Source organism: Paenibacillus sp. RC67, from assembly GCF_030020805.1.
In the GTDB taxonomy this organism is placed as follows: domain Bacteria; phylum Bacillota; class Bacilli; order Paenibacillales; family NBRC-103111; genus Paenibacillus_S.
This window is the reverse complement of the sequence record NZ_CP125098.1, coordinates 4,097,874-4,116,718: the sequence shown is the minus strand read 5'-3', so window position 1 is coordinate 4,116,718 and position 18,845 is coordinate 4,097,874. Positions and strand designations below refer to the sequence as shown.

The window sequence follows — 18,845 nt, the reverse complement described above, 5'->3', positions numbered from 1 at the left end:
TACCAGTTTCAATAAAGGAGGGAATACAACTTATGAAGCAGCCATTAACCGGTAAAGAATTGAACTATATTGTGGATTCTATGTCCAATGAAGACTTATTGATGAAACAATGTGCAATTCTGGCTTCGTCAACACAACAGCCCGCTACGCATTCGTTATGTATGGAGATGGTCTCCTTACATCAACAGCATTGCGAGGCGCTTATGCAGTCCTTGTATCAGCATACGCAGCTAGCTCCAATGCAGCCGCAATCCAATTAAATGAGGTGAAATCATGCAGCAAACGCTACCGTATTCCCAATATTCAGGTCAATCCCATCAAGCAGCCTTGCCGGAAAAAGACATGCTCTTTACGATTTTGTGTGATTTGAAAAGAACATGCCGTGAATATACGACTGCAGCGACAGAAGCTAATTGTATGGAGGTGCGTCAATTGTTTACGTCCTTACTCCATAGCTCATTGCAGATGCAGGCTAACGTTTATCAACTGATGTCCCAACAATATATGTACAACACCTCGTCAGCGGCATTGCGGCAAGATATTGAGAGACAAATTCGTAAGCATCAACAGGAGGAACAGCAAACGAATCATTTCCTTAACAGCACACTGAATAGTTCCTCTTCCTATTTTAATTATTCCTCCGGCAGCCAGCAGCATCAGCCTTATATGATGTAATGGAGGCTTGAAAATGAGACGTTCTGGGATGAAGCAGCGCTCCCAGGGCGTCTTTTTGGTAGGTGTTGACAATCTCTTCTAATCCCGTTTAGGATTAATGAGAATTAGTTACTCATAGAAGGGAAGAAGAATCAATGTTAAAAGGAATTCCTTCAATTCTTTCGCCGGATTTGTTGAAAATACTTATGGAAATGGGCCATGGTGACGAGATTGTGTTGGCTGATGGTAATTTCCCGGCTGCAAGTCATGCACTGCGGTTAATTCGCTGCGACGGACACGCGATTCCTGAGCTACTGGATGCAATTTTAAAGTTTTTTCCACTCGATACTTATGCGGAGCATTCCGTGGCCTTAATGGAGGTAGTTCCTGGGGATCCGGCGGTTCCTGTCATTTGGGATGAATATAAGAAGCTGGTCGACAAGCATGATCCTCATGCAAGAGAGCTTAAGCAAGTAGAGCGTTTTGCTTTTTACGATCGTTCCAAGCAGGCATATGCTGTGATTGCGACTGGAGAAAAGGCACTGTACGCCAATATTATTTTGAAAAAAGGCGTTGTCGTTGAATCCTAGCATGAATGCATTCAAAGCTTCATAGAATAATAGAACCATAGATTGATACTCTATGAAAAGCTAAGAATGTTGGAGGAGCCATAGGTATGGTTGTGCGTATGCTTAGAAGTGTCGTCGGTTGGCCGGCCAAGTCGCAATACCCTATGTTAGTGGCCGCCTTTTTGTTAGGAAACTTGATTGCTGTATTGTTTTCCGTTGTCCAGCCATCCTCTTCTTTTCGACTGCTTCAGCATTATACATATCAGGAAACGATGGCCTCCAACGGAGTGAAATTGTATTCTATCCAGACCGTCCCGCAAAATATCGTTTTGAAACCGATCACATCAAATGTTTCTCTTACAGCGGACTTTGGGATTAACGGTGGTTTTTTTTGGAACGGGGATTTGCTTAGCATTGCCGTCATGAACGATCAGCCCTTGAAAGGCGAGCAGGACGATTACGGCTCCGGCTGGTATAATATCGATTATCCTAAGGGTACGCTTGTATGGGATGAGATTACAGGACAATTCTCGGTTCAAGTGGTGCAGGACGCTCATCAAATCAAGGTGACGGATAAGCAGCACTATTGGGCACAGGGGGAGTCAGCATGTCTCTCGGACATGATGCTTCCTGGGTTAATCAGGCACTAGCGGAGGATATGCCTGCTTTCGATGAAGCGAGGCTGCGTTCGGGGGCGGTCTACGACGATCGGCAAAACCTATGGCTCGTTGTGACGGACAAGCCTTGTACGGTGGAGCAATTCCGATCGGCTCTCATTGAGAAGCTTGGGAAGGGTCGACTATTAGACGGCATATTCCTCGACGGAGACGGCTCCAGTCAAATGAACACTGCACAAAAAGTGCTTAAAGGGGACTCGCGGGAAGTGTACCAGATTCTAGCCTTGAAAAGAAAATAAGCTGAAGAAAACCGTCGTATGCTTCATAAGGAAGCGGAGGACGGTTTTTTTATATGCATGGAGTATATGAAATGAAAATCAAAAAAAACGGCACCTGATAGGGGTGTCGTTTTACGTTTTTTGACATCAGTTAATAAACAGGTAGATTTCCTTGCTCTCTACCATATTAGTATAAACCAACATTTATTATAAGTCTATACATTTTTTGGAATATCGTTTAATTTTATTGTGCTGTATTGATTTATTCAATTGAACTCATGGATTGGAGGGTGAAGAGCTTTCATGTCGGAACCGAATCGAACCGTTTGGACTTGTAACTTGATATTTTTTATCCAACTGCTGGTTACTTCTTATCCTCTCTATTTGATTATTTTGTTCATTACCAGTTTGTTATCCTGGGCCGTCCCTTTCTTGCAAATGAAGGTGACCTCAGCCATTACGGAAATGTTGATAATCTCATCAGAGCATTCACATCTCCAAGAAAAGGTGACGGATGCAGTGCTGTTGGGACCCTTTATTCCACTCTTATTACTCTGCTAGGTATCATGGTTATGAACTGGTTAATAAGCATGGACACGTTTCAGCGTTACGTAGCTGCTCAACTTAATGAACATGCACAGCAGAGGTTTCATGATTTGTTTTATAAAAAGGCGCTTACCTTAGGATTGGAATGGTTTGAAAGTCCTCGGTATTTTCATCTGCTGCAGCGATGCAGCAAAGCAATGGAAAGCGGATCTGTATCTAACCAGCTTGCCCAAATCCAGAGGTTTGTAACTCTAACGATTAGCTGTACCTCGATATTGTGGCTGTTTGCAGTACAGAGCAAGCTGTTATCTGCCTTATTGCTTTGTTGCGGTGTCGGAATCGTTATGTTGCGAATAAGCAATAGTCAAGAACTGAAACAGATGGATGATCGTACGGATACTTTCCGAAGAAAAGCTGTTTATATAAAGGATTTGCTTGTTGGCCGTAATGCGGCAGCAGAGATAAGAATATTCGCCTTGGGACAGCATTTCATTGACTCTTGGCGAGAACGCAGTGTAAAGCTCATTATGCTGATTTCGTCAATCAGTCGTCGTCATGTTGTCCGCTCTATACCATTATCCCTTGCTTCGGCTGTGGTCCACGGGTTCATTATGATTTACTTGATTAGGGAGGCAGCACAAAACCAAATCACTACAGGAACGATGGTTGCTATGTTATTCGCAGCTCATCAATATTTGGAGAAGATCCAGATGATTAGCTGGAGAGTACAAGGGATATCGAGATTTTTCAGTGAGTTAATCCATATTCCGCTGTTTTTACAATTAGAGGGAGAAGAAGTCATTACGGCGATAAAGGAAGCTCCCGAGAGATTGGAACGCATTCAGTTTCGACAAGTTTGCTTTGCCTATCCAGGTCAACAAAGGCATGTCATTACGAATCTCAATCTCGATATATGTCCAGGCGATCGGATTGCCATCGTGGGAGAAAACGGAGCAGGCAAGAGTACGCTTACTAAGCTTCTGTTAGGACTTTACAAGCCTACGGTTGGAAAAATAACGATGAATGGAATCGATGTACAGGAGCTACAACCACAAGAGTGGAGAAGCCGTTTCGGGGCCGTATTTCAGGCTTTTACCCGTTATTCCTTTAGTGTTAAAGATAATATTGGCTTTGGAAAAATAGATCGTTTGGGCGATCGGAACGCCATTATCGATGCGGCTCACAAGAGCTCCGCACATCACTTTATTGAGACCCTTCCCGATGGCTACGAGACATTATTGGGAAAAGAATTCAATGGTGGGCGTGATCTGTCAGGAGGACAATGGCAGCAGATTGCTATGGCACGCGCCATCTTTCGAAATGCTGAAATCGTAGTATTGGATGAACCTGCCGCTGCTTTAGATGCATCATCGGAATTGGAAGTATACCGCCAGTGGTTGGATCGAGCGCATGACAAAATCGTCATCATGATCTCACACCGATTGGGAGCAGCAAGGCTGGCTAATAAAGTTATTTACTTACAGGAAGGTAAAGCTGTACAAATTGGAACACACGACGAGCTTATCGCATTGGGTGGTCCTTATGCAGATCTGTATCACCTCCAGGCGGTATGGTATCAAAAACAGGAGGGCAGCTAATGATGTCAACCCTTGATGGCACTATCAAAGAACGATGGACATATTTTCCAAAGCTGATAAACCTGATCTGGTCCCAAATGAGGTTAAAAGAGAAAATCGTCTTTGTCCTAATCACGCTTGCTTCTGGAATATTTCCTGTTCTTGCCTTGATACTGCTTCAGCAAGTAATTGATACATTCATCCATGTCATAGCAGGTGAAGTTAGTCTAGACAAAGCGATATACGGAACGTTGGCGGTTGCTGTTGTCATATGGCTATCCAGCTTACTAGAAGCTGTTCATCAATGGCAGAGCACAGTCATTAGAGAGCTAATCAAAATAAGGCTGCAAGAACAGCTCCTGTTAAGGGCTGCATCATTCCCTTATAGTGATTTCGAAAGCCCGGATACATACGATCGATTAAGCATGGCACAACGAGGTCTGGATAACAGCCTCAGAACGTTCGAAGAACTGTTCACCCTGGTTTTACAACTGAATATGGCAGCAGGGCTGTTGATATACGTAGGTTCGATTCATTATGGGTTTCCTATTCTGCTGCTTGCAGGGAGTGTCTTCGTTCAGCTCGTGCAGGGTCGATTAAATAAAGCCAAATATATTCTAGACAAAAAACATACTCAGACACAAAGAAAACTGAATTATTTAAATGTATTAATTACCGGTAAAGAAGATGCAGCTGAAATCAGGCTATTTGGGCTTCAATCCTATTTTCTAAATAAACGTATGTCAGCATTTATGCAGTTGAGAAGCGAACGTCTTGATTTGGAGAAAACAGCACTAAAGTCTAGAATATGGCCTGGAGTTGGAGAACAGTGTACCTTCTTATTAGTTATAGTCGGAGTGGTGCTGCTCATTGCACGTGGTTCGCTAACCGTTGGCTACTATGCTTCTTTTTTGGGTGCGGCGGAACGATTTCGAGATTCTGCAAATACACTGCTTCGAAGCTTGGTTCAAATAGATGGGGACTTACGTTATTTTCGAAATGTAATTGATGTTTTGGAACAGAGAAGCGAGCATGCTTCAGGTGAAAAGAAAGTGTTTCTGCCGACAGAGCCGTTACGCATTCAGCTCCATTCTGTAAGCTTTACTTATTCGGGGAGCGATGAAGCTGTGCTGCGCCATGTCTCTCTCTGTATTGAACCTGGTGAAAGTGTAGCGTTGATCGGCAGGAATGGAGCTGGTAAAACGACACTGATTAAGCTCATACTTGGTTTGTACAAACCGACAGAAGGGTTCATAACGGTGAATGGAGTTGATCTAAATGATATATGCCCGGTATGGTGGCACTCACGTACTGCCGCTATTTTACAGGAGTTTGTACAATATGAAGGCTCTGTTGCTGAAAATATTGCTTACGGTCATCTTGCTAAAGAGCAAGATTTGGAATCCATTCATTTAGCTGCTGAATTTAGCGGAGCTAGCGAATTTATCGAGGCTTTGCCAGAAAAGTATACTACACAGCTTGGCAAACAATTCGATGAAGCGGGTACCGATCTATCGATAGGACAATGGCAAAAGCTTGCTCTAGCGAGGGCGTACCTATGTAATGCGCCGCTGTTGATCCTCGATGAACCTGCTTCAGCACTCGATGCCGGAGCGGAAGCAGATATGTACAGAAGATTTCAACAAATGAGTATTGGGAAATCCGTTGTATGGATATCGCATCATCTTGCCTCGACCCAAATCGCAGATCGCATCGTTGTTTTAGATCAGGGAAGGATCGTAGAGGAAGGAAGCCATGCCGAATTAATCGGTTGCAGAGGCATGTACGCGGAAATGTACGCAATTCAATCTTATCTGTATGAAGCAAAATGAAATCAGAGCCGTTAGTTCCACCTTAGGAACCATCGGCTCTGATTTTTTTAGTTTAACCCAGAAGAGCTTTGACGCGATCAGCGACATTCTCTACGGTAAATCCGTATTCCTTCATGACCAGGGAAGCTGGCGCGGAAGCACCGAAGCGGTCAATACCCATGATGTCTCCCTTGGTGCCAACATACTGATGCCACCCTTGTGGAGAAGCCATCTCGACAGATAGTCTTGCTTCAACATCAGGCAGAATGACGGAATCTTTGTATTCTTGTGATTGTTGATTAAAGAGCTCCCAGCTTGGCATGCTGATGACACGGACATCGATGCCTTGTTCAGCAAGCTTTTGTTGTGCTCCGATAGCGAGCTGTACCTCTGAGCCCGTCGCGATAATCTGAGCCTGTGGCTTGCCGTTTGCAGCATCAGAGATAACGTAAGCGCCTTTTCCTAAGCCTTCTGCTCCCATGAAAGCCGAGTTTTCAAGGATAGGCAGTGCCTGACGAGTCAAAATTAGCGCAACAGGTCCTGATTGATTCTGCAACGCATATTTCCATGCTAGGCTAGTCTCGTTAGCATCTGCCGGACGGATCACGGTGATGCCTGGGATGCAGCGCAGAGCGGTCAGCTGTTCGATAGGTTCATGCGTTGGACCGTCTTCACCGACGGCAATACTATCATGAGTGAACACGTAGATAGCAGGAAGCTTCATGATCGATGCTAGACGAATCGCCGGACGCAGATAATCGGAGAAGACGAAGAAGGTAGCTACAAAGCCGCGAACGCCTTGGTGCAGCTGCATTCCGTTCAAAGCCGCACCCATTGCGAATTCCCGAACGCCGAAGAAAATATTGCGCTGGCTGTAATCATTCCTAGTCAAGCGACCTGAACATTTGATGTTCGTCTTTGTGGAGGTTTCCAGATCCGCGGAACCTCCTAGCAGGTGAGGAACATGTTTCGCGAGGCCGTTCAATGCATTCTCGGAAGCGGAACGAGTGGCAATAGCCTTGTCGTTACTAGTATAGAAAGGCAAATCAGCATCCCAGCCTTCAGGCAGCTGTCCGCTTATAGCTGTATCGAACTGATTCGCCAATTCTGGATGCGCTTGACGATACTGTTCGTATTTAGCATTCCAGTCTGCTTCATGTGCAGCGCCTTCCTGTTGGAATTGGGCAAAATGCTCTCGGACATCCTGTGGAACATGGAAATCGGGTTCATTCGGCCAACCATAAAATTCCTTGGTCAATGCCGTTTCGGCTTTGCCTAACGGTGCGCCGTGGGAACCGTGTTCTCCCGCTTTGCCGCTTTTGTTTGGGCTTCCGTAACCGATCACGGTTTTGACCTCGATCAGGGACGGGCGAGGGTCTGCTTGAGCTGCTGCGATAGCTTGGTGAATGGTTGCAAGATCGTTGCCATCCTCAACCCGTTGGACATGCCAACGATAGCTGCTGAACCGCTGCTGTATATCTTCGGAGAAGGAAAGACTCAAGTCACCATCCAATGAAATGTCATTGGAATCGTACAGTACAATTAATTTCCCTAATTGCAGATGGCCTGCAAGGGAAGCAGCCTCACCGGTGATGCCTTCCATCATGTCGCCGTCGCCGCAAATCGCATACGTATAGTGGTTGACAATATCGAAGCCTTCGCGATTATAGATTGCTGCCATATGGGCTTCAGCGAGAGCCATTCCGACTGCCATCCCAACGCCTTGGCCGAGGGGACCGGTTGTCGCGTCAACACCGGCCGTATGCCCATACTCCGGATGACCCGGGGTCAGGCTGCCCCATTGACGGAAGTTTTTCAATTCTTCCAGCGGAAGATCATACCCGAATAGATGCAGCAAGCTGTATAGCAGCATAGAGCCATGTCCTGCGGACAAAACAAATCGATCCCGATTAATCCAATTGGGGTTATTAGGATTATGCTTCATAAATCTTGTCCAAAGCTCATAAGCCATCGGAGCGGAGCCCATCGGCATGCCGGGATGGCCTGAATTAGCTTTGTCAATGGCGTCGATAGCAAGCGTCCGTATCGTGTTCACAGCTTTTTGTTGGATCGTCGTATGAATCAAAGTCATTGGTTAAACATCCTCCTTAATAAGTAGAAGTTGTGCTCAACTATGATTATAATGGGAAACAGAGCTATATATGAAATCGATATTATACATATGACCTATAGATGGGGGTAATAGCATGATTGCGAATTTAGAACTATACCGTGCCTTCTATTGGACGGCAAAGGAGCAAAATTTATCACGCGCGGCAGAACGTTTGTATATTACACAGCCTAGTGTTAGCCACGCTATTAAGCAGCTGGAGACGGAGCTTGCCGTCACTTTATTTCATCGCGGAGCTAAGGGAGTTCGACTTTCAGAGGAGGGACAGCTGTTATTTTCACAAGTGGAGCAGGCATTTCAATTTATAGAGTCGGGGGAGAGACAGATTGCGGAGTTTAATAACCTAATGAGAGGAGAATTGCGGCTGGGGAGCAGCGATTCACTGTGTAAATACTTTCTGCTGCCGTCCCTGGGCCGTTTTTGCAATGACTATCCGCAAATTCGTCTTGATCTGGTTCATGGAACAACACCGGAAATCATCCAAAATGTGAAGGAGGGAAGGATCGATTTTGGCATTGTCCGTTTGCCTATTGAAGATAGCACCCTGAAAATTTTGGAAACCATTACGGTGCAGGATTGCTTTGTAGCGGGTCCTAGATATTTTCATTTAGCTGGACAGGCAATGTCATTAATTGAGCTGACTTCCAATCCGCTCATCTTGTTCTCCAAGAACAGCAGCTCCCGCCGGTTTATTCAAGAGTTTGCTCAGGCTCATGGAATTACGATGGAACCGGAAATCGAGCTGGCCAGTGTCGACCTGCTAATCGAATTTGCCAAGGCGGGACTGGGCATCTCCTTTGTAACCAAGCAGTTCGTTCAATCGGAGCTGGAATCCGGCAAGCTAGTAGAGATAAAGCTGAAAGAACAAATTCCGGAACGTAAGATCGGAATTGCATTGTTGAAGAATCGCCGTCTATCCGCGGCTGCTCAAATGTTCTTTCAGCAATACCTCCATGTAGAGCTGTCTTAAGTCATCAAGGCCTGGACTGACATTACAAATTGTTTTTCTGCTTATAGAGTTCCATAGGATTGTTAGACGTTGAAGGCTCTATTCTTGTAATCGGAAGCGTTTGCTCCCCTAATGGAAGGGAAAGCTGATGATAGACATGCCTGGTGCTAAGACCGATTTGTGCTGCATCTTCTTCTGTGTAAGCGTAATATACGGCTTTAGCTCCGGTCCAATAGATCGCGGCTAGGCACATCGGACAAGGTTGGCCGCTCGCATACACTTCGCAATCTGTAAGTTCGGCACTGTTCAGGGTGCGACATGCATTCCGAATGGCTTGCATTTCGGCATGGGTTGTTGGATCATTCGTGGAGAGAACCTCGTTAACTCCGGTGGCGATAATGCGGCCGTTTTTGACGATAACCGCTCCGAATGGTTTTCCCCCGTTGTTTAATGTATTCTCGTAGGCAAGCTCAATCGCCTTTTGCATAAATTCAGTCGATTCCATGATGTTAACTCCTTATAAGGCTATTGTTTGTATAGATTATTTTGCTTCAGCTTCAAGAAGAATTCGCTTGATTTCTTTATAGCCGCGCGCTTTGGCATGCTGTAAGGCAGTTATTCCATCACGATCGGGAATGGCAGGATCAGCACCGTGCTCAAGCAGTTTACGAATAATCTGCTGGTGCTTGGAGCCGCCATCGCTTAATACAACAGCCTCCATAAGTGCTGTCCACCCCAAATTATTAATGTGATTAACTTGAATGTCGGAATGCTCCAGAAGCTCTGTTACTACTTCGAAATGACCTCGTTCCGAAGCCGGAATGAGTGCCGTTCCGCCATATCGATTAGTCAGCCGAGTGTCGGCTTTAGCTTCAAGGGCTAATTGAACAATATCGAGCAGACCTTCCGCTCCAGAATAAAGCAACACGTTATCACTGCGATTATCCCGGATATTGATGTTGGCTCCGTTTTCAATGAGAAACTTCACCATATCCGCCTTACGCCCGTGCGTAGCGGCCAGAACAGCCGTCCTTCCTGCACTATCCTGTCCATTAATATCCGAACCCTGATCAAGAAGCTGCTTTACGCTCTCCCGATTTCCTTGTTCAGCATAAGTCGTTAATTGCTCAATAGCTTGATTCTGTACCATAGGCAGCACATTCTCCCTTCCATTGTTAAGAGGCTCTGGCATTGTAAGCTCATCGCAGCCAGTTAATGTATACAACACCGTCATGCAGACCATCAATAACCGGTTCATAATCGACAACCTCACTTTGCACTTTACTTGTCTTATGTTAACATGAGCACAGATATATGAAAAATATTAATAAGATTAGTATTTATAACTTTTGGCATATACGTTGTGAGGTGCATGACAAATGGATATAAAGCAGCTGCGCTATTTTATTGCCATCGCGGAAGAAAAACAAATATCGGGAGCAGCCAAAAGACTACATATGGCTCAACCACCCCTCAGCCAACAGCTGAAGCATTTGGAGGAGGAGCTGGGGGTTCCATTAGTCATACGTCGTGCACGTGGACTGGAACTGACCGAAGCGGGACATGTCTTATATAAGCATGCGCTGAATATGGAAAAGTATATGGATCAAACCCGACGGGAGGTGAAGGAAACCGGAGAAGGGTTGAAAGGGCTGCTTACAGTAGGTGTAAACACGCTGTCGTCGGAGGAGCTTCCGCAGCTGCTTCTGCAGTTCAAGGCCCGCTATCCGGATATAACCTATAAAATTCAGCAAAATGAATCTGCACAGCTGTGCAAGCTCGTTAAAGAAAGAATCATTGAATTAGCCCTGATTCGTTTTCCGATCGATTTCAGCGATTTCAGCTATTTGCATGTGAAATCAGAGCCGTTTTATTTGGTAACTTCACAAGCTTTACCGGGAATAGGGGATAAAATAACGTACGAGCAAATAGGTCGTCTTCCGCTCATTATTCCAAGTACGGACGGACTGGGCTTGCACCAGATGATTGTCGAACAGTTATCACGCAGCGCCCTGGAAGTCAATGTATTGTGCGAATGCTCCGATATAGCGATGCTCCTTGAGCTTGTAGCGAACGGATTTGGTAGTGCAATTCTTCCTGAGGTTGTCCTGCGGCTGCATCAAAGAAACGATATTCACATCTATCCCATTGCGGATTCCACATGGACAACTTCATCTGGTTTTATTTGGTTAAAGGACCATTATCTTTCACAGGGAGCGAAGCATTTTATTGAGCTTTGGAAGGAGTATAAATAAAAAGGAAATGATTTGAAACTTTTCCTCTCCCTAATGCGTATTAATTTATGGAGCTAACCTAAATGATGTGAAGAGGGGAATGCTTATGCTTTCATTATATTGGGGCTTTCTCATCACTGGAGTGCTGTTCGCATTAGTGACGGTAGTCCTGGGAGACCTGCTTGGCAGCGCCTTGGATGGCGTGTTCGATTTTATGTCCGGACATCATATGCATGCGTTTCAACCGATGGTTATTTTCAGCGGACTGACGGTATGGGGGGGCGTAGGCATATTAATGACCAAGTACACCCTATGGGGGACAACTGCGGTACTTGCGGGCTCCATTTTGTGTGCTGTCATCATGTCTGTACTCATTTACTTCCTATATGTTAAGCCGATGAAAAATAGTGAGAATTCAGTTGCCTACTCTATGCAGGATACCGTAGGTAAAATTGCAGAGGTGTCCGTCACCATACCTTCTGTAGGTTATGGCGAAGTGCTGCTGCGGATGGGAGCAGGGAACACAAATCAGATTGCAGCCAGTTATGAAGGGGAAGAAATCCAAACCGGCACGAAAGTCGTTACTGTCGAAGTCAAGGACGGTACGCTGCTCGTCGCCCGTTTAGATAAATTGGAATAAAGGAGATATGTCGAATGCCAGAACCATTAGTTGTACCTGCTATTGTAGTAGGTGTCATTATTGTGCTCGGTCTTGCTTTCTGGGCCCGCTATAAAACGGTAAGCCCGGATGAAGCCATGATCGTGACAGGTTCCTTTTTAGGGATTAAAAACGTAATGACGGATGACTCAGGTCGCAAAATCAAAATTGTCCGGGGAGGCGGCGCATTTATTTTACCGATATTCCAGCAATCACAATTTTTATCTTTGCTGTCTCATAAGCTGGATGTTTCCACACCTGAAGTATACACAGAACAAGGCGTACCTGTCATGGCGGACGGTGTCGCTATCATTAAAATTGGCGGTTCTGTAGAAGATGTAGCTACGGCGGCCGAGCAATTTATGGGCAAACCGACAGAAGCGTTGAAGGGAGAAGCGCAGGAGGTTCTTGAAGGACATTTGCGTGCTATTCTAGGATCGATGACGGTGGAAGAGGTCTACCGTAATCGTGATAAATTTGCTCAAGAGGTGCAAGGCGTTGCAGCCAAGGATTTGAAAAAAATGGGTCTTCAAATTGTCTCATTCACAATCAAAGATTTGCGTGATAAGCATGGTTACCTGGATGCTCTGGGTAAACCACGTATTGCAGCGGTCAAAAGGGACGCTGAAATCGCAGAAGCGGAAGCATTGAGAGATGCGCGTGTTCAGAAAGCGAGAGCAGAGGAAGACGGGCAGAAGGCAGAGCTGGTGAGAGATACCAACATTGCGGAAGCCTCCAAAGAAAAAGAACTGAAGATCGCCTCGTTTAAGCGGGAGCAGGATACAGCCCGTGCGGAAGCGGACCAAGCGTACCATATTCATGAAGCACGTGCGAAGCAAAGCGTGGTGGAAGAACAAATGAAGGTTGAGCTTGTTCGTAAAGAGCGTGAGATCGATCTGGAAACAAAAGAAATTCTTCGTCGTGAAAAGCAATATGACTCCGAAGTGAAAAAGAAGGCGGACGCTGACCGTTACGCTGTTGAGCAAGCAGCCGAGGCGGATAAAGCTAAAAGAATTTATGAGGCTGATGCCATGAAGTACCGAATTGAAGCCGAAGCGAAGGCGAATGCCGAGCAAAAACGGCTTGAAGGCTTGGCTGTGGCAGACGCGGAACGCGCCAAAGGTACCGCGGAAGCAGATGTTATCCGTCTGCGCGGTTTGGCAGAAGCGGAAGCAAAGCAGAAGCTGGCCGAAGCCTTCGAGAAGTTCGGCGAAGCCGCAGTTCTCGATATCATCGTCAAGATGCTGCCGGAGCTGGCAGGCAAGGTAGCAGAGCCGATCAAAGGCATCGACAAGCTGACTGTCGTAGACACAGGTCATGGGGAAGGCGCCGCGAGAATCAGCAACTATGTGACTTCTCTAATGGCTACGGCCCCGGAAATGCTGAAAAGCGTCAGCGGCATCGATCTCGAGAAGCTGGTTAAGGGCTTGACCCAGCGCGGGACTGAAAAATCTTCTTTGAAATCCGAAGAACAGACGGCTGCTGCAGCGGTTCAAGATTTGCCAAACGAGTCCAAATAAACCAATGAATCAACCCGGGTACTGTACGATTTCGTGCGGTGTTCGGGTTTATTTTTCGTCATAAACGAGCTATAGTAATACTGTTTACTAACCTGCTAACTAATAGACAGGTATCGATACATAACGAAGGAGGTGTGTGAACATGTCGGTAAATTATTGCTCGTCCTGTGGTCATCCGATGGAGACCCGCCAAATGGATGGTGTCGAGCGACGGGTTTGCACGAATTGTGAAGCGGTTCACTGGGGGAATTACAGCATCGGTGTCGGCGCGCTTGTCGTTAAAGATGACAAAGTACTGCTGGTGCGCAGAGCGCAGGAGCCTGGCAAAGGAAACTGGACGAACCCCGGCGGCTATATCGAGCAAATGGAACCGATTGAGGAAACGGTTGTGCGTGAGGTCCTAGAAGAGACCGGAGTCCATACCAAGGTAAAAGGGATTGTTGCTTTACGTGACCAGCCTCGCAGTATTCATAATGTGTACATTGCCTTTGAAATGGACTATGTGGACGGTGAGCCCAAGGCCGACGGCATCGAAGTCGATGGGGCTGGATTTTTCTCGTTGGCAGAAATGGAGACGATGCAGGTTGCCAATTTTACGAAGTGGCTCGTGGATGTAGCGGTAAATGGCAAGAGCAACGGACTGCTTCCGGACAAGGAAACCACCATTCCATTGAACGGATATGGATTATTTCGGGTATAACTGGAAAAAAGTTTTTGGCAAGAGAGGAATTTGTCGATCTATTTAGAATATAAATAGTATTTAGAAAACTACTTGCTGCAGTCTATTCTCGAAAGGAGTCATGCAATGGTTACGTTACCTAAAAAGAACGAGCTTGGCTTTTTTGAAATTCGTCTGGAATCGATTGGGGGACTTGGTGCCAACCTGGCAGGAAAGATGCTTGCTGAAGCAGGAGTTGTAGGGGCCGGATTAAACGGTGTCAGCTTCTCCTCCTACGGTTCCGAGAAAAAAGGCTCTGCCGTGAAAGCGCATATTCGCTTCTGTGATATCGACACGAATATACGTGATACTTCGCCTGTGGAACGACCTCATGTGGTAGGGATTTTTCATGAATCTTTGTCAAAAACAGTCAATGTTGTCAGTGGAATATATGAAGACAGTCTTGTACTGGTCAATTCCACCAAAGCTCCTGAGGAGCTGAAGGAAAAGCTGAAAATGATGGGCGGTACCATTGCGGTTATCGACGCCATCGGCATTTCGATTGAAGAGAAAAACCGCGTAAATATGGCGATGTTAGGTGCATTGTTCCGGCTATGTCCATTCTTGAACCCGGACACAATGAAGAACGTAATCCGCAAGTCTCTGGAGAAAAAATACCCGCAAGCAGTTCAACCGGCATTAAACACGTTTGAAAGGGGTTACAACGAAGTTCAGTTTCAAACCTTCGCCCTTCCGGAAGGACAGAAAATGCCTTCTTTCGTACGTCAGGATACACCGGTTCTTGGATTTGAGACTCAGCCAATGGGTGGAGTTATCACGAATCCGGGCAACAGCATTTTAAAAGATTTAAGCATTTCCCGTGCAGGAATGATGCCTCATTTCGAGGATGACAAATGTATTCACTGCGCTGCCTGTGATACGGTCTGTCCGGACTTCTGCTTTGTATGGGACGAACAGGCCGACAAGAAGGGGCGCCCGCAAATGTTTTTGCAGGGCATTGATTATCAGTACTGCAAGGGCTGTTTAAAGTGTGTACAGGCGTGCCCAACAGAAGCGCTATCGAGTGCGAGGGAAGCCGACGGTTACGCCGAGCAGCATCGTGTACCGCATCGTTTTGATCTGGCTGTGAATGGATGAAGCACTTGTCAATCAAGTAAAAGCTTACCTGAAAGGTGGAATTCCAGTTGGCAATTGAGATAAAAAAAGAGGTTTCTCAAGGTACAGTGGAACAGCGTATTGTGTATGAGTCAGGCAATGAAATGGCAGCTTATGCAGCGCATCAAATCAACTACCACATCATGGGATACTTTCCGATTTCACCATCCACAGAAGTAGCGCAATTCCTGGATCTAATGAAAGCGAACGGGCAGCACGACATTAAACTGATTCCGGCTGACGGCGAGCACGGCTCGGCTGGGGTATGTTATGGAGCTTCAACTGCAGGCGGACGCGTGTTCAATGCGACGAGCGCCAACGGTTACTTATATATGCTAGAGCAAATGCCTGTGCAATCCGGCACACGTTTTCCAATGGTTATGAACCTGGTATGCCGCTCCGTTTCGGGTCCGCTCGATATTCACGGAGATCATTCCGACTTGTACTATGCATTAAATACTGGCTGGCCAATCTTGATGTGCCGCGATCCGCAGGCTGTGTACGACATGAACATCATTGCGTTGAAGCTTGCAGAAGATCCGGAAGTACGGCTTCCGGTGTTAGTGGCCTCCGACGGATATTTCACTTCACACCAAAAACGCCGCGTTCAAACGTTTGCGAAGCGAGAGGATGTCCATGCATTCGTCGGAGAAAGACCACCGACCGGCTTCGCAGATACATTGGATCGTGATCATCCGATCACGGTCGGTCCGTACATGAACGAGCCGGATTACATCAACAACTGCTACCAGCAATCCATGGCGATGTACAATGCGGAGCATGTCTATGATCGGATTCGCCAAGAGTATGAGGTGTTGACGGGGCGTGACTATCCGATCCTCGACTTGTACCGGATGGAGGATGCAGAGGTTGCTGTGTTCCTGATGAACTCAGCGTCTGAAATTATTAAGGATGTTGTCGACCAACTGCGTGAGCAAGGGATTAAAGCAGGTTCTATTGCTCCCAACATGATTCGTCCATTCCCGCAAAAAGCGATCGCGGAAGCACTGAAACATGTTAAAGCAGTCACGGTTGGCGACAGAGCGGATTCCTACGGCGGTCATGGCGGCAACATGGTTAATGAGATCAAAGCGGCGCTGTTCACTCACGGCAACCGCGATACAATGGTCATTAGTCGTATTTACGGCTTGGGCGGAAAGGACTTCTATTCCGAGGATGGACATAACATGTTCCGCTTCGCCATCGAAGCTCTGGAAAAAGGCACAGTGGAAATACCTTTCGATTACTATGGTCATACGAAAGGCGATCCTGCGAAAGCACCGATGCGTGTGCTGAACCCAATGAAATACGAGGATTTGAAAACAGGTCTAATCACCGTTTCTCCTGATGAAGCAACTGGCAAGCTGAACGTGCGGATTCCGCCGCTGCGTTCTTTAACCAAAAAGCCTAAGCGTATTGCTCCAGGGCATGGCGCTTGCCCGGGTTGTGGAATTTTCTCCGGCTTGGAGCTGTTCTTCAAAGGCATTGAAGGCGATATTGTAGCTTTGTTCCACACAGGATGCGCGATGGTCGTAACTACGGGCTATCCGTATTCAGCGCATAAAGCGACTTATATTCATAACCTGTTCCAAAACGGCGCGGCTACATTGTCCGGTGTAGTGGAAATGTTCTGGGAGCGCAAACGCAGAGGCGAATTGGATGAATTCAATTTAAAAGATGACTTCACTTTCGTTATGATTACGGGTGACGGCGGGATGGATATTGGGATGGGGCCGGCTATCGGTGCTGCGCTTCGTAACCACAAAATGATTATTTTGGAGTACGATAACGAGGGCTATATGAACACGGGAGCCCAACTATCTTACTCCACACCGATGGGTCATAGAACCTCCACTTCCAATGTAGGCTCCAAGCAGGGCGGTAAAGTGTTCCACCATAAAGATACCGCACAAATTATGGCGGCGACTCATATTCCGTATGTATTTACAGGCTCGGAAGCTTTCCCGCAAGATCTTGTTCGCAAAGCGGCCAAAGCACAATGGTACGCTCAGAACGAAGGCTTGGTTTACGGTAAAATACTCATCGCCTGTCCACTGAACTGGTTGTCCGACGACGAACAAGGCTCCAACATTGTTGGTGCTGCGGTAGACTCCTGCTTCTTCCCGTTGTATGAGGTTGAGCATGGTGTTACGAATATTACGTACAATCCGGAAGATAAGAGCAAGAAGGTTCCGTTGTCGGATTGGCTCAAGACAATGGGCAAGACGAAGCATATGACGAAGCCGGAATATGAAGAGTCTTATAAAATGTTCGAGAACGAAGTGGAACGTCGCTGGAATATGTTGAAAGCGAAGCACGAAAGTCCTTATCTATAAGTCATACATTCTTATAATAAGAAAAGGCACCATCTCCGATAGAGATCGTGCCTTTTCTATGTAATGCAACTGAAGCTGTGTAAAATGGAAGGAGGATATCCGTTTGCCATTCGTATTAAAGCATGATATAACTTCCCAGATCTTCACCTGCAGGCTCATAAACAATTATCAGCTCGCATATTATGGAACCAAGTTTTGGAATGAAGAGGACGAGGCCCGCTCTGATTATCCAGATTTCTTACGTTCTCAAGCTATCGATGAGGCCGAGAGATGGCAGCTGTATGAGCTTTCCGATAATGAACTGAAGCTGTGCAATGTGAAGCTTAAGAACGATCCGCGCCTTATCCTCTTATGGGATGAGGAAAAACAGAAGATGATTGTAAGTACTTCTCCGTTAAAATCGTAAGCATTTGGATGCCGACTTCATTATGACCGCCTTCGGGAATAATGATGTCGGCATATTTTTTGGATGGCTCGATAAAGGCTTCGTGCATCGGTTTTACCGTGGTTAAATATTGGTCATATACGGATTCAATTGTCCGTCCACGTTCTTGAATATCTCTGAGTACTCTGCGCAAAATGCGTACATCAGGGTCCGTATCGACGAACACTTTAATATCCAAAATGCCTCTTAAATGCTCATCCGATAACACATGCAGCCCTTCAATAATAATAATCGGATTAGGAAGCAGCTGCTTGGTTACTGCAGACCGGGAATGAGTTGAAAAATCATAGGTTGGCGCAGAAACTCGCTGCTCCTGCTTGAGCTGCTTCAGATGCTCCAACAGCAAAGCATTATCAAATGCTAAGGGATGATCATAATTGATCGCTTCCCGTTCGGAAAAGCTTAAATGACTGTGATCACAATAGTAATTGTCTTGCGATATAAATGTCACTTGGCTGCCAAGCTTGTCAATAACAGACCGGGCCACGGTTGTTTTGCCTGATCCTGTACCTCCTGCGATACCGATGATGAGCATGTTCGATGATCCTCCTTAAAATGTGCGCGGTTGCATGACCTGAACTTGCGAAAACGACCTTCGATAGTATAGAAACATGGATTAGTAAAAGAGAGCGCAGGTTTTTCGGCATGCTGAATTCCCGTTGCTCGTTTATTAAGTTTCTAGCGCT

Annotated in this window: 20 protein-coding genes; 16 read left to right on the top strand and 4 right to left on the bottom strand. The window is 46.2% G+C overall.

Going from position 1 to position 18,845, the window contains the following annotated elements:
- Positions 1-32 precede the first annotated feature (32 nt).
- The 8 genes from QMA13_RS18825 to QMA13_RS18790 all read left to right on the top strand — a co-directional run bounded on the left by QMA13_RS18825 (position 33) and on the right by QMA13_RS18790 (position 6,073).
- Complete coding sequence (locus tag QMA13_RS18825) at positions 33-260, top strand: hypothetical protein (protein WP_282935296.1); 228 nt, start codon at positions 33-35, stop codon at positions 258-260.
- A 13-nt stretch (positions 261-273) separates the two neighbouring features.
- On the top strand, positions 274-675 hold the full coding sequence (locus QMA13_RS18820; protein WP_282935295.1) for a spore coat protein: 402 nt from the start codon (positions 274-276) through the stop codon (positions 673-675).
- Positions 676-809: 134 nt separating this feature from the next.
- On the top strand, positions 810-1,244 hold the full coding sequence (fucU, locus tag QMA13_RS18815) for an L-fucose mutarotase (RefSeq protein ID WP_282935294.1): 435 nt from the start codon (positions 810-812) through the stop codon (positions 1,242-1,244).
- 86 nt (positions 1,245-1,330) lie between these two features.
- Positions 1,331-1,873, top strand: a complete 543-nt coding sequence (locus tag QMA13_RS18810) for a hypothetical protein (protein ID WP_282935293.1) — start codon at positions 1,331-1,333, stop codon at positions 1,871-1,873.
- A complete protein-coding gene (locus QMA13_RS18805) occupies positions 1,831-2,139 on the top strand; it encodes a hypothetical protein (RefSeq protein ID WP_282935292.1) in 309 nt (102 codons plus the stop codon). The genes QMA13_RS18810 and QMA13_RS18805 overlap by 43 nt, the downstream gene beginning before the upstream one ends.
- A gap of 282 nt (positions 2,140-2,421) precedes the next feature.
- On the top strand, positions 2,422-2,679 hold the full coding sequence (locus tag QMA13_RS18800) for a hypothetical protein (RefSeq protein WP_282935291.1): 258 nt from the start codon (positions 2,422-2,424) through the stop codon (positions 2,677-2,679).
- A gap of 29 nt (positions 2,680-2,708) precedes the next feature.
- Positions 2,709-4,262, top strand: a complete 1,554-nt coding sequence (locus tag QMA13_RS18795; protein ID WP_282935290.1) for an ABC transporter ATP-binding protein — start codon at positions 2,709-2,711, stop codon at positions 4,260-4,262.
- On the top strand, positions 4,262-6,073 hold the full coding sequence (locus QMA13_RS18790; protein ID WP_282935289.1) for an ABC transporter ATP-binding protein: 1,812 nt from the start codon (positions 4,262-4,264) through the stop codon (positions 6,071-6,073). Before QMA13_RS18795 ends, QMA13_RS18790 begins: the two co-directional genes overlap by 1 nt.
- A 52-nt stretch (positions 6,074-6,125) precedes the next feature.
- Here QMA13_RS18790 and tkt read toward each other — a convergent pair whose 3' ends face one another.
- Complete coding sequence (gene tkt, locus QMA13_RS18785; protein WP_282935288.1) at positions 6,126-8,144, bottom strand: transketolase; 2,019 nt, start codon at positions 8,142-8,144, stop codon at positions 6,126-6,128.
- 115 nt (positions 8,145-8,259) lie between these two features.
- Here tkt and QMA13_RS18780 point away from each other — a divergent pair, with 115 nt between their 5' ends.
- Positions 8,260-9,153 (top strand): LysR family transcriptional regulator, encoded by an 894-nt coding sequence (locus QMA13_RS18780; RefSeq protein WP_282935287.1) that lies wholly within the window; start codon positions 8,260-8,262, stop codon positions 9,151-9,153.
- A 22-nt stretch (positions 9,154-9,175) separates the two neighbouring features.
- On the opposite strand, the gene QMA13_RS18775 is transcribed toward QMA13_RS18780, so the two are convergent.
- A complete protein-coding gene (locus QMA13_RS18775) occupies positions 9,176-9,637 on the bottom strand; it encodes a nucleoside deaminase (protein WP_282935286.1) in 462 nt (153 codons plus the stop codon).
- 36 nt (positions 9,638-9,673) lie between these two features.
- The gene (locus tag QMA13_RS18770) at positions 9,674-10,390 is read right to left on the bottom strand and encodes an ankyrin repeat domain-containing protein (protein ID WP_282935285.1); all 717 of its coding nucleotides are present in this window, start codon (positions 10,388-10,390) and stop codon (positions 9,674-9,676) included.
- Positions 10,391-10,511: 121 nt separating this feature from the next.
- On the opposite strand from QMA13_RS18770, the gene QMA13_RS18765 reads away from it, so the two are divergent.
- The 7 genes from QMA13_RS18765 to QMA13_RS18735 all read left to right on the top strand — a co-directional run bounded on the left by QMA13_RS18765 (position 10,512) and on the right by QMA13_RS18735 (position 18,120).
- The gene (locus tag QMA13_RS18765) at positions 10,512-11,387 is read left to right on the top strand and encodes a LysR family transcriptional regulator (protein WP_282935284.1); all 876 of its coding nucleotides are present in this window, start codon (positions 10,512-10,514) and stop codon (positions 11,385-11,387) included.
- An 85-nt stretch (positions 11,388-11,472) separates the two neighbouring features.
- Positions 11,473-12,006: an NfeD family membrane protein gene (locus tag QMA13_RS18760; protein ID WP_028548373.1), complete on the top strand. Its 534-nt coding sequence runs from the start codon at positions 11,473-11,475 to the stop codon at positions 12,004-12,006.
- A gap of 14 nt (positions 12,007-12,020) precedes the next feature.
- A complete protein-coding gene (locus QMA13_RS18755; RefSeq protein WP_282935283.1) occupies positions 12,021-13,544 on the top strand; it encodes a flotillin lipid rafts scaffold protein FloT in 1,524 nt (507 codons plus the stop codon).
- Between the two features lie 142 nt (positions 13,545-13,686).
- Entirely contained in the window at positions 13,687-14,244 is a 558-nt protein-coding gene (locus QMA13_RS18750) for an NUDIX hydrolase (RefSeq protein WP_282935282.1), read from the top strand.
- 105 nt (positions 14,245-14,349) lie between these two features.
- Positions 14,350-15,360 carry a 2-oxoacid:acceptor oxidoreductase family protein gene (locus QMA13_RS18745; protein ID WP_282935281.1) on the top strand — a complete coding sequence of 337 codons (1,011 nt, stop codon included), beginning with the start codon at positions 14,350-14,352 and terminating at the stop codon, positions 15,358-15,360.
- Between the two features lie 47 nt (positions 15,361-15,407).
- A complete protein-coding gene (locus QMA13_RS18740) occupies positions 15,408-17,714 on the top strand; it encodes a thiamine pyrophosphate-dependent enzyme (protein ID WP_282935280.1) in 2,307 nt (768 codons plus the stop codon).
- A gap of 103 nt (positions 17,715-17,817) precedes the next feature.
- Positions 17,818-18,120, top strand: coding sequence for a hypothetical protein (locus tag QMA13_RS18735; RefSeq protein ID WP_282935279.1), 303 nt, complete (start codon positions 17,818-17,820; stop codon positions 18,118-18,120).
- Here QMA13_RS18735 and udk read toward each other — a convergent pair.
- Positions 18,056-18,694: a uridine kinase gene (gene udk / locus QMA13_RS18730; protein ID WP_282935278.1), complete on the bottom strand. Its 639-nt coding sequence runs from the start codon at positions 18,692-18,694 to the stop codon at positions 18,056-18,058. The two genes, QMA13_RS18735 and udk, sit on opposite strands and share 65 nt — an antisense overlap.
- Between the last annotated feature and the right edge of the window lie 151 nt (positions 18,695-18,845).